This is a genomic window from Zobellia uliginosa (genome assembly GCF_900156625.1).
GTDB classification, from domain to species: Bacteria; Bacteroidota; Bacteroidia; order Flavobacteriales; family Flavobacteriaceae; genus Zobellia; species Zobellia uliginosa.
Map to the genome: position 1 here is coordinate 246950 of NZ_FTOB01000004.1, position 11902 is coordinate 258851.

At 43.9% G+C, this 11902-nt stretch carries 9 protein-coding genes; 6 read left to right on the forward strand and 3 right to left on the reverse strand.

The features are described from left to right. Nucleotides 1-27: 27 nt before the first annotated feature. From BW980_RS13600 to BW980_RS13625, 6 genes are all read left to right on the forward strand, one after another. The gene (locus BW980_RS13600) at nt 28-756 is read left to right on the forward strand and encodes a LytR/AlgR family response regulator transcription factor (RefSeq protein WP_076455767.1); all 729 of its coding nucleotides are present in this window, start codon (nt 28-30) and stop codon (nt 754-756) included. A gap of 26 nt (nt 757-782) precedes the next feature. Next, nucleotides 783-1292: a gamma carbonic anhydrase family protein gene (locus BW980_RS13605; protein WP_076455768.1), complete on the forward strand. Its 510-nt coding sequence runs from the start codon at nt 783-785 to the stop codon at nt 1290-1292. Nucleotides 1293-1362: 70 nt separating this feature from the next. Further along, the gene (fabD, locus tag BW980_RS13610) at nt 1363-2250 is read left to right on the forward strand and encodes an ACP S-malonyltransferase (protein ID WP_076455769.1); all 888 of its coding nucleotides are present in this window, start codon (nt 1363-1365) and stop codon (nt 2248-2250) included. A gap of 151 nt (nt 2251-2401) precedes the next feature. Continuing rightward, complete coding sequence (locus tag BW980_RS13615; protein WP_076455770.1) at nt 2402-6106, forward strand: T9SS type B sorting domain-containing protein; 3705 nt, start codon at nt 2402-2404, stop codon at nt 6104-6106. An 8-nt stretch (nt 6107-6114) separates the two neighbouring features. After that, nucleotides 6115-7098 carry a PorP/SprF family type IX secretion system membrane protein gene (locus BW980_RS13620; protein WP_076455771.1) on the forward strand — a complete coding sequence of 328 codons (984 nt, stop codon included), beginning with the start codon at nt 6115-6117 and terminating at the stop codon, nt 7096-7098. A 9-nt stretch (nt 7099-7107) separates the two neighbouring features. After that, on the forward strand, nt 7108-9045 hold the full coding sequence (locus BW980_RS13625; RefSeq protein ID WP_076455772.1) for an OmpA family protein: 1938 nt from the start codon (nt 7108-7110) through the stop codon (nt 9043-9045). A 29-nt stretch (nt 9046-9074) separates the two neighbouring features. Here BW980_RS13625 and BW980_RS13630 read toward each other — a convergent pair whose 3' ends face one another. The 3 genes from BW980_RS13630 to BW980_RS13640 are packed head-to-tail and all read right to left on the reverse strand — an operon-like array spanning nt 9075 to nt 11364. Further along, the gene (locus tag BW980_RS13630; RefSeq protein ID WP_076455773.1) at nt 9075-10325 is read right to left on the reverse strand and encodes an NRAMP family divalent metal transporter; all 1251 of its coding nucleotides are present in this window, start codon (nt 10323-10325) and stop codon (nt 9075-9077) included. 53 nt (nt 10326-10378) lie between these two features. Next, nucleotides 10379-11014: a SanA/YdcF family protein gene (locus BW980_RS13635; protein ID WP_076455774.1), complete on the reverse strand. Its 636-nt coding sequence runs from the start codon at nt 11012-11014 to the stop codon at nt 10379-10381. A 50-nt stretch (nt 11015-11064) separates the two neighbouring features. Continuing rightward, nucleotides 11065-11364, reverse strand: coding sequence for a hypothetical protein (locus tag BW980_RS13640; RefSeq protein WP_076455775.1), 300 nt, complete (start codon nt 11362-11364; stop codon nt 11065-11067). Nucleotides 11365-11902: the final 538 nt, after the last annotated feature.

Sequence of the window (11902 nt, forward strand, 5' to 3'; positions counted from 1 at the left end):
GGGCCTTCCTAAAAAAAAATAGCTACTATGACTCTAAATGCCATACTTGTTGAAGACGAAGCCAATAGCCGGGAGATATTGCGTAACTATCTCGGAAAATATTGTACAAACGTTAAGCTCTTGGGAGAGGCGGCGTCCATCCAAGAAGGACTTGACCTTATTTCCAAAAACGATCTTGACCTTGTTTTTTTAGATGTGGAAATGCCTTTTGGAAATGCCTTTGACCTTCTTGATGAATTGCCCGACCGTTCCTTTGAAACCGTTTTTGTAACGGCCTATAACCAATATGCCATGGATGCCCTGAACAGCCATGCGGCCTATTACCTTATGAAACCCATAAATATCGACGAGCTCGTAAAGGCAGTGGAGTATGTTCAGGAAATCAAACAAAAGGAGAACGAACTCGAAGATAAGGTCTTACAGCCTAAGTTGAAATCGGTACAAGGAAAGATAACCCTACCACAGCAAGATGGGTTTCAGGTATTGAACGTGGCCGATATTCTTTATTGCAAGGCCGATGATAATTATACCGAGATCTATTTAGAGAACAAAAAGATTTTAGTGAGCAAGACTTTAAAGTATTTTGAAGAGGCCTTGGCCGATTTTTCGTTTGCCCGTATTCACAAATCGTATTTGGTAAACGTAGAAGAGGTGGTCAAGTACAGAAAGGGAAAAGGCGGCAGTGTAGTGGTTTCGAACGGAAAGGAACTATTGGTCTCGGCTTCGAAAAAGAAAGAGCTTTTGGCGTATTTTTAAAGAAGGTAGAAGAATAAAACACGAAGATGATAAAAACGATTAACGGAAAGACCCCAGAATTCGGAGACGATTGTTTCATTGCCGAAAATGCGACCATTGTGGGAGAGGTAAGTGTGGGCGACCAGTGCAGTATTTGGTTCAATGCCGTACTTCGGGGCGATGTGCACTATATAAAAATGGGCAACAAGGTCAATGTGCAAGACGGGGCCATAGTGCACTGTACCTATCAAAAATCGCCCACCACTATCGGTAATAATGTTTCCATAGGGCATAACGCCATTGTTCATGGGTGTACCTTAAAGGATAATGTGCTGGTAGGAATGGGAAGCATCATTATGGATGATTGTGTGGTAGAGAGCAATAGCATTATAGCTGCGGGAGCGGTGTTGACCAAAGGCACCCATGTGCCGGCCGGAAGCGTCTTTGCCGGTACACCGGCAAAAAAGATAAAAGATATAAGTCCGGAACTCAGTTCGGGCGAGATCGATCGTATTGCAAACAATTACGTCACCTACTCGGCTTGGTTCAAAGAATAGGACGCTTTAAGGCCGAGGTTGGCACTTGAACTTTATTTGCTATTTTTGCACCCACTAAAAAATAAAAATAATGAATGCATATATATTTCCCGGACAAGGAGCGCAATTTGTAGGTATGGGGTTAGACCTCTACGAGAACTATCCCTTGGCCCAAGAACTCTTTGAACAGGCCAATGATATCCTTGGTTTTCCTATAACGGATATAATGTTCGAAGGTACGCCTGAAGACTTGAAGCGGACCAAGGTTACGCAACCGGCTATTTTTTTACATTCGGTTATTTTAAGTAAGGTAATGGGAGACAGTTTTAAGCCGGATATGGTGGCCGGTCACTCTTTAGGGGAATTTTCCGCTTTGGTGGCCAATGGAACCTTAAGTTTTGAAGATGGTTTAAAATTGGTATCGCAACGTGCCTTGGCCATGCAAAAGGCCTGTGAGCTTCAACCCAGTACTATGGCGGCGGTTTTAGGTTTGGAGGATGCCCTTGTAGAGAAAATATGTGAGGAGACACCAGGTATTGTTGTTGCCGCGAACTATAACTGCCCCGGACAATTGGTGATTTCGGGTGAGGTGGAAGCTATTGAAAAAGCGTGCGCGAAAATGAAGGAAGCGGGAGCTAGAAGGGCTTTGGTACTACCCGTAGGTGGCGCCTTTCACTCTCCCTTGATGGAGCCTGCCCGGGAAGAACTGGCAGCGGCCATAGAGAATACGACTTTTGCTAGTCCGAAATGCCCGGTTTATCAGAATGTAACTACCGTTGCTGTGAGCGATTCCGCGGAAATTCAGAAGAACTTGATTTCACAATTGACCGCTCCCGTAAAATGGACGCAAAGTGTGGAGCAAATGGTGAAGGACGGAGCTTCCCTGTTTATCGAGGTCGGCCCTGGTAAAGTGCTTCAAGGACTGGTAAGAAAAATTGTTCCGGGAACAGAAAGTCGATCGGCAGATATCCCGAGTTGATCTTTATTCCGTATATTATGTAGTTTGTCCGTAAAACCTTGATTTAACCCTTAATTTAAGGTTGAGGACGATTTTTTTAGTAATATTGACGCCCATTTAGCCACGACCTACTTTATTTGCTGTGTATTGAATTTGTATTCAAAGGACAGTTATGAAATTGAAAAAGAAAATACTTTGTTCTGTCAATGACCTGAGAACCATTGGCAACGCATTTTTATTGTTGGTTCTACTTTGTTCCGGCCAATCGCTGATGGCCCAGACCATTTCCATTACTTCGTCGGATAACCTAGCGGCCGAGACCGATGGGATTCCTAACGGGGCAAGTTTTACGATATCAAGGAGCCCTAATATCTTTGGGGTTGTCAATGAGGTGAAATACAGTGTGATAGGTAGTACGGCCACTGCGGGCGTTGATTATCAGGTCCTATCTGGTAATGTAACTTTAAACTTCTTAAATGCCTCGGAAACCGTTGATGTCAATATCGCTCAAGACGACTTGGTCGAAGGGACGGAAACTTTGGTGGTTACCCTAACTGATGGTGATGGAGGTACCATTGATCCGAACAACAATTTCGTTACCATCAACATTGGCGATGACGACCAAGGGACCTTTACCTTGGAAAGACTGGATGCGAATGCCGCCGAAGTAGAGGCGCCAGGTGCGGCCAATTGGGGGCAATATGTAGTGAAATTGGATAAGGCCAACGGAACGGGAGCGCCCATTACGGTGCCCTATTCTTTTATTGCTGCAAGTACCGCCACCCGAAATGTCGATTATGCGGTTCGAACGGTGACCAATCTTACCCAAGGCCAACTTTCTTTTCCGGCCGGGGTAAACCAGGTCAACCTGTTTATCGATGTAATTGACGATACGGATCCCGAACCCAGCGAAACCGCAATCCTTCGATTGGGTAACCCTAGTAATGCTACCCTGTTTTCAGTCAACCAGCCGGGTAATGCGGGAAGAACGGTTACTATTCTTGATAATGACTGTGTGGCCGGGGATACCCCGCCTACCATCAATGGAGCGAGGCCGACGACTTTTTGTAATCCGCCCAGTACAAGTGTCAATTTAAATACTTTTGTCGTAGGTGGTGCCGCAAGTGCCCCTGCGGGTAGTTCACTGAGGTGGAGTACAACGGCCAACCCAACGGCGGTCGGTAATTTGTTGGCCAACGCCGCGGTTACCGCGTCGGGTACCTATTACGCCGTATATTGGGCGAACGACAATTCATGTTATACCGCCAGTAGTGATCCGGTTAGTATAACTATTAGCACTCCGCCATCTCCGGGTACTACTACCGCGACTACGCTGTGTAATAACACCGATGGTGATTTTGGGGATACCGCCGTAAACCTTGGTACTTTGATTACGGGAGAAGCCCCCGGTACTTGGAGCTATTCTTCAGGACCTGAGACGGTTCAGCCGGTAGGGGGCAATGACCGTGTCGAGTTTAGTGGTAAAACGGCCGGTACTTATGTGTATACCTATACTACGACGGGAGCCATAGCTCCTTGTGAAAACGAGTCTACACAGGTAACTATTACCGTTGAAGATTGTAATAAATGTGCGGCCAAGGTAGCTCCCGCTGTAAATGCGAGCATTCCTACTGATTTTTGTGATGAGATTACCACTTCCTTAACAGACTATATCCAAGGCAACGCCCCAGCAGGTACCGTTTTACGATGGGCAACGAATGCAGGGAATCCAGTAGATACTCCTGTTCCGCCCAATAGGATAGCCAATCCCTTGCCTGGAACGTATTATGCGTTTTACTATGACACGGCACTGGAATGTGCTGGGCCGGTACGGGCCATATCCTTGGTGCAAAACCCAACACCGGAAATTACGGATACCGAAGGGGACAGTAGATGTGGGCCGGGCCGGGTCGTTCTCACCGCTACCGCAACGGAAGATGCTACCATTAATTGGTATGCAAGTGCCACGGGTGGTTCGCGCTTAGGCACGGGGGCAAGTTTTGCTATTAATAATTTGACGCGTACCGCTTCTTATTTTGTAGAGGCCGAAGCCAATGGTTGTATCTCTGAAAGAACCGAGGTGATAGCTACGGTTAATCCTGCCGTTACCGCAGGTAGCCCAGAGGACGCATCTTCTTGTAATGACGAAAGATATGGTAGTACTACTTTTGACTTAGACAATACGTTTTCGGTTATCGCCAGTGCGGGTACTTGGGCATGGTCCGACGGCCCTGTTAATGTGAGTCCAAATGCCGATAATGTAGTAGATTTTCAAGGAGTGCCTAGCGGTACTTATGTATTTACCTATACAACAACAGGGGCCCAGGCACCTTGTGAAAATGAAACGGCCCAAGTTTCTATCGCCGTCAGCAGTTGTGATACCGACGATGATGGTGATGGATTGTTAGGAGGAGTGGAAGCTAGCCTAGGAACCGATCCCGACAATCCCGATACCGATGGTGATGGCATAAACGATGGGGACGAAGTCGGTGATGATCCTACCAATCCCTTAGACGAAGATGGCGACGGTATAATCGATGCCTTGGATTCCAATGATTTGGATTCTGATTTGGACGGGGTTGTGGATCAATTGGATCCCGGAAACGATAATCCATGTATACCCGATAATTCCAACGGATTATGTGATACCGATGGTGATGGAATTACCGATGGACAAGAAGAAGCCGATGGAACCAATCCCTTAGACGCTTGTGATCCCGACATCAACAACGGAAACTGTGACCCGACACCCATTGATCTTGAAGTGGTGAAAACGGTTGATAAGGCCGAGGCCATTGCGGGCGATGAGGTTATTTTTACCATTACGGTAAACAATCTATCCAATAGAATTGCTCGGAACGTTACCATAGGGGAGATGTTGGAAGAAGGATTCGACTATAAAGGTCATAATACCTCCGAAGGTAGTTACCTCTTGACTACAGGTGAGTGGACCATTCCTGAGATATCCGAAGGGGGTACCGCCACTATGACCCTAACTGTAGAAGTACTTGATGGCGGACCTTATACCAACCGTGCCGAATTACTACAGTCCTTTCCAGTAGATGATAATCCTGATAACGATACTGCTGAGGTGACTTTGAATATTGATTTGCCCGAAGGCATCGATTTGGTATTGGAAAAATTTGCGAGGATAGTAAAGGAAGATGATACCTTGGGTATTCAACGACCTTACCGAAACTTGAGTAGGGTAAACCCATTGCTAGGCCAAGAAGTAATCTTTACCATAAGGGTGACGAACGAATCGAATGAAGATGCGGTTTCTCGAATAGTAGTTCGCGATACCGTTTCCTTTGATGAAAATAGTGGTTTGGTATATATCAGTAGTACTGCCGATAAAGGCGAGTATATACCTGAAACGGGAATTTGGAGTATACCGGAACTGATAAGGAACGAGGTTGCCGTTCTTGAAATTAGGGTGGCGCTTCCTATCGCCGGTACTTTTGAGAACACCGCGGAAATAACAAGGTCGTCTCCGGCCGAAAGTGAAGGAAATTACGATAACAACAGGGCTACGGCCACAGTAAATGTTTCGGAAAGAGCAACTGCGGAATTGGGCATAGTCTTCAATCAATTTTCGCCCAACAATGACGGAACCAACGATGTATTGAAGATCAATAGGGAGTTAGAATCGAGATTGGTAGACCTCGTCTACGATATCAAAATATTTAACAGGTATGGTAAAGTGGTTTTTGAAGGAGATCAAATGACTAGCGATGTTATTTGGGACGGAACATGGAAAGGGAAAGAAGCGCCCGACGGCACTTATTTCTATGTTTTAAATTTAACCTTAGAGGAAGAAGTAGAAGGTTTTGAGACCACAACCACTAAAAAAGGCTGGATCCAGCTTATAAGATAATACGGATAATGCAGAATAGAATACTAAAATCCTTTTACGGTTACATCTGCTTTACTATAGGTGTATTGTTTATATCGGCAAACAGCTTTGCTCAAAAAGAACCTCAGTATACGCAGTATATGTATAATATCGGAAGCTTCAACCCAGCTTATGTGGGGTCGGTGCAGAATCCGGAAATTGCCGCGACCTATCGGGCCCAATGGCTTGATATCGAAGGTTCGCCGCGTACCATTCGTTTGGGTACCAATATACCCTTTGCCAACGAAAAGAACGGACTCGGTTTTAATATTATAAGCGACCAGTTAGGGCCGTCTACCCAGACCTATGTTGAATTGGCCTATTCGTACCAATTTAATGTTTCTGACAATACGAAGCTTTCCTTTGGTATGGATGCCGGTGGCTCTTTTTTGAACGTTGACTTTTCAAAAGGTACCTTTGAAAATCCGGGCGAGCCTATTTTGGGCCGTGAGACCATTTCCAAGTTCTATCCGACCATTGGTGCAGGGTTCTTTTTATACGAAGACGATATCTGGTACCTAGGGGCGTCGATACCGAACTTTTTGACCGACGGAATCTACAACGATGAGGTGGCCACGATCATAGAAGACAAACTGCAGTTCAACTTTATTGGGGGCTACGTTTTCGATTTTTCGGAAACCCTTAAGTTTAAACCGGCTTTCTTGATCAACTACATCAGTGGGGCACCTGTGAACACAAACCTTAGTGCCAACTTTTTGTTCAACGATAGGTTTACCATGGGAGCCTCGTACCGATTGGGGAGCGCCGTGAGCGGACTCGTAGGTTTTCAGATAACCAACGGTAGTTTTATCGGATACTCGTATGACTACAATACCAATCCACTTGGGGAGTTCAGTAGCGGTTCGCATGAAGTGATTCTCAAGTTTTATTTGGGTAGGGGAGATGGCTCCGGCGGAAGCGGAAAGAGCTTGAAAGGAAAACCAAAACAAATCGATACGCCTAGATTTTTCTAATATTAGACTATGAAATTCAGAATCTTCATATTATTATTTAGCTTGTCCATAGGGTCTTCCTTTGGTCAGGAACTGACATCTAAGGGCGATAGATACTTCTATGGTTATGCCTACGAAGAGGCAATTAAGGAGTATAAGAAGCAAATGCAATCGGGTAAGTTCATTACCAACCATCAATTGTTGAACCTGGCCGATTCGTATTTTAAGACCGGTGAGTACAACAAGGCTTCAAAAATATACCTTGATATCCATAAGAACGATACCATTATGTCTGCCCATCGTTTTAATAAGATGTTGCAGAGTTTCGGTAAAATCTCGGAACAAGAAAGGATAAGGGCCTTTTTGAAATCAAAAAGCAATGAGCTTGCGAGTGAGTTGGTGGAAAACGCCGAGTTCAATTACCTCTTACGGGAAAAAAAGGAAACAGAGGCTGCGGGATTCTTTGTGTTTAACCTGAATACCAATAGTGTGTTTTCAGATTTCTCACCAGCCTTTTACAACGATAAACTGTTGTTCAGTAGTGGTAGAAAGAACAAATCGAAACGGGTTTACGGTCCTTCGGGCGAGTCCTACCTTGATATTTACGAAGCCGATATTGAAAAGGGGGGGAACCTCGATAATGTGAGCTTGTATAAAGGCATTCCCGATTCGCCGTTCCATAAATCTACACCCTTTTATTCCGAAGCGACAGGTGGTACGTATTACGTGCTTTCAAATGCCGACGGTAAGAACTTGACCTTCGATGAAAAGGGAAAGAACGCCTTGTCCATAGGTATGGCTTATGAGGGCGGTCTGTTCCGTTTTTTATTGCGCGATTTGAGTACTTCCTTCTACTATCCATTTTACGATGATAAAAACGAGCGTCTGTACTTTGCCGCTAATTTTGAGGATAGTTATGGGGGCACTGATCTGTATTATGTGGTGACCAACAACGGTCAAGTTATGTCGGAGCCTATCAATTTAGGGCCAAGGATCAATACGCCAGGTAACGAAATAGCACCCTTTGTGTTTGATAATAGCCTCTTTTTTTCTTCCGATATATTTTACGGTTATGGAGGTATGGATGTTTACCGTAGTAATATAGAACCCGGAGATGATTTCAGTATTCCTGTAAACTTAGGGCAAGGTATAAATTCAAAATACGATGAGTTCGGTTTTATCATTAGGCCGGGCGAGGGACACGAGCTTATGGGGTATTTTTCTTCCAATAGACCGGGAGGAAAAGGCAACGACGACATTTACGGCTTTAAAATTGCAGAAAAGCCAGGTCCCAAAACCTTGATTTTTAAAGGCGAAGTAGTAAAACCGCCTTACGAAGAACCTATAGCCGATGTTGAAGTCCGTGTACTCGATTACCAAGGAGAGGTCTTAAGTAAGACCGTCTCCGCTAAGAATGGTCATTACAAGGTGGAAATACCCTATACCGATATGGTTTCCTTGGAAGTTGTAAAAAACGGTTATTCGACCTTTAAGGAAAGCTACAATCCAAAACAGCTGGCCGAAATACAGAAACAGCCATTGCAAATAGAGTTACTCTCCTTTGACGATATTGTTAGGGAAAAGGAAGGGAAGAAAGTACTGCATACCAACAACTTTTACTTTGCTTCGGGAAGGAGCGATGTTACCTTGGAGATGGCACCTGAACTTGATAAGGTGGTAGATGCCATCAAAAGGTTTCCACGTCTAAAGATTGCCATCGAAACTCACACCGATAGTCGGGGAAGTAATAGCACCAATAAGCGACTCTCTCAAAAGCGATCGGAGAATATAAAGAAGTATTTGTTGAACAAAGGCGTTTCACCGAGCAATATTACCAAAGCGGTAGGATACGGGGAAGAGAAAATCTTGAACAATTGTACCAACGGAGTGTATTGTCTAGATTTTCTTCATAAACAAAACTTGAGAACGCTTTTTGTCATAGAAAACTATGAGGAGTTAAGCCAGTAGGAAAAAGGGCCTTACTCCTTCCCTTGCGATTAAAAGACTACGATATAGAAGTAATAGACCGAGAAGAGCGATAAGAACAAGATGCCCGCATAGGTAAGAATCCTCAGCCCTCTTTTAGGCCGGTTGGCCTGCGGTATTTCATCGCTCATAACGTTTTTTAGGTTCATATAGCCTACAATGGGGGCTACCACGAAAGACACGAATGTCGCTAGGGAAACCAATTGTCCCATATTGGCACTAAAGGAACTGACCACAATATAGTTTACAAGGGCCAAAACGATTACTCCTACGGCAAAAATACGTTTGTTTCCCGACAGCTTTAAGCGTGGGAGCCCGAGTTCAAGTATGTCGATACTGACCCTGGCGATGGCATCATGGGCGGTCATACACGTACTGAACATGGTAGCAAAAGCCGCTACCGCAATCAGAATATAGGCCCATGGACCAATGTGCGCGGTAAACAGCTGTACGATTTGATCGGCAAAGGTAACGGCGTTCCCGCTGAGTTCGGTTTGAGTGCCGTAAAGCGTCATACATCCGATAGTCAGAAAGAATAGGGCTAGTAGGCAGGTCGTATAATAGCCTACCCTAAATTCTTGTAATGATTCGGAAAGGGAAGGCTTTGCTTGGGTCTTCCATTTCTCTACACTCCAAAGGCTGACCCAGCTTGAGGCTTCAACCGTCGTCGGCATCCATCCCATTAGGCTGATCAGAAAAAGAATGCCCACATTGTCGAATAGGGTCGGTGGGGTGAAATCGGGTATCGGCTCTACGTTGCCCTTAAAAATCACCACTGCCGTTGTTGCTAACAGGGCAATAAAGAGGAGTGAAACGATAAATTTTAGCGAAACTTCCATAAACCGATATTTGCCAATGATCAACAGTATGCTGATAAAGCAGAATAGGGCCAAGGCGACCCTATCTATGGAAATATGCGATACCTTTAAAAGGTTAATGAATAGCCCGGCCGTCACCGTATAAAGTGCCGCCAAAATGGTAAAGGTCGACACCAAGGTAATAAAACCGTAAAACCACAGATAGGTTTTTCCACGGTTGAGGTAGCCTTCGGTCAAGGTTTTTCCGGTAACATTGGTATAGCGTACGCCAAATTCAAAAAAAGGGTATTTGAAAACATTGGCGAGCAAAATGGGTATGACCATGACCCAGCCGTATTGGGCACCGGCCTTGGTAGACAGTACCAGATGCGACGTACCTATCGCCATACTGGCGAAAAGTAGTCCGGGTCCGAGGTTTTTTAGAAGTACTCTTAGTTTTGACACTTTTGTTAAAAATAAGATGTACAAAATACATCTTTTTCGCTGAAAATAAGGTGTTAATTAATTTCAACCCGCTCGCCAAAGAATTTGGGCTGTGTGTTGAACAGCAAGTCGATAAAAACTTTGACCCTCGCTAAATATTCACGTAAGCGAACCTTTAGGCCCTGTCTGCCACTAATACTTTTTGCATTGTAACCAATAGCCTTTAGACCTTTCTTCTCGGCCAGGTAGATGGCGCGTTGATTATGGAATTCTTGGGATATAACCGTTACATCGTTTAACCCAAAAACCTCTTTGGCGCGGACCATTGAATCCAAGGTCCTAAATCCGGCGAAGTCTAAGAATATTTTTTCCGCAGGGATGCCCTTCGATATCAAATCCTTTTTTATGGTATTCGGTTCGTTGTAGTAACGTGTGCCATTGTCGCCACTGACCAAAACAAAATCTATTTTTCGGGCCTGATAAAGCTCAAGGGTAGCTTTTATTCGGAAGGTGTAATACGGGTTTGGAAGCCCTCCAATTAATTTTTTCGAAGTTCCGAGTACAATACCCACCCTATTCTTTGGAACGGCTTCAAGGCTGTTAAAAGTTTTTCCTTCAGCCGATGAACTTATGATGAGATTACATAAAAATATAAGTAGAAAAAGGGATGCAACAAGGGCTCCACCTATTTTGTAGTAGTTTTTTCTCATATAGTTCTATGTAGACCATAAATATAGTCAAAAGAAATCCACTTCGGGCGTTAGCAGATTAGCTCGTTTAGTTCTCGTTCAAGTTTTTGGATCTCGTTGTCGATAAGGGTGTAGTTTTTTTGCTGTGCCGTCTCAAAAGTACCCAACAGTTGGTTCACCTTGAACAGAATGTTGCTCAAGCGTATATTAAAGTTTCGGGCCTTCTCATATTTTTTGCCGTCTGAATGGGCGTAATAAGAAGATTGAAACCTATGTTTCAATTGGTGTAGCTTTTCCAATAGGAGCTCCGTATGCTGTTCATATGTTTTCTTTTCAGGCCTGTTCGATGTTGGGGTGAGGTTTATGGACATATGGCTATAATTATGGGCGACGCCCGGTTTAAAAAAATAGGCTTGCCGAATGAATACAGTAAATCGTGATACAGATAGTAACGTCAATAATTGCGAAACACACACCTTTTTTCGATGAGTGGTGCAATTTTTTTTGTTTCATTGGCTGATTTTTGATGATACGATAATGATGTTGACTTGCAATTTGGCGTTGTTTTAAGGTTTGTAATAGAGAAAATATACCCTCGATTATTTTTTTTCATCATAACTCGAGGTAATTATACCTTACTAAAATAAGAAAAATGAATATATAGTGTAAGAAAAAACATTATTGATTTTATGCGGTAAAACGACCACTATGCATTTCGTCGATAAAAGGTTGTATATCAGCCATTTTAAATTTATGTTATCGAAGTAATCCAAAAAAATCGCTTAGGTTTAAAACAATTAACCCCACGAATTCTTACTTTTTATTTTTCCCACTTTGCTTGGATTTTAGTAGTTGTTTGACCAAACCAACCTATTAAAAATGAAGCAGACCAAACCAAGTGTCTGGAGT

Coding starts and splice junctions, on each gene's coding strand:
- BW980_RS13600 (WP_076455767.1), top strand. CDS start 28: ATGACTCTAAATGCCATACTTGTTGAAGACGAAGCCAATAGCCGGGAG.
- BW980_RS13605 (WP_076455768.1), top strand. CDS start 783: ATGATAAAAACGATTAACGGAAAGACCCCAGAATTCGGAGACGATTGT.
- fabD (WP_076455769.1), top strand. CDS start 1,363: ATGAATGCATATATATTTCCCGGACAAGGAGCGCAATTTGTAGGTATG.
- BW980_RS13615 (WP_076455770.1), top strand. CDS start 2,402: ATGAAATTGAAAAAGAAAATACTTTGTTCTGTCAATGACCTGAGAACC.
- BW980_RS13620 (WP_076455771.1), top strand. CDS start 6,115: ATGCAGAATAGAATACTAAAATCCTTTTACGGTTACATCTGCTTTACT.
- BW980_RS13625 (WP_076455772.1), top strand. CDS start 7,108: ATGAAATTCAGAATCTTCATATTATTATTTAGCTTGTCCATAGGGTCT.
- BW980_RS13635 (WP_076455774.1), bottom strand. CDS start 11,014: ATGAGAAAAAACTACTACAAAATAGGTGGAGCCCTTGTTGCATCCCTT.
- BW980_RS13640 (WP_076455775.1), bottom strand. CDS start 11,364: ATGTCCATAAACCTCACCCCAACATCGAACAGGCCTGAAAAGAAAACA.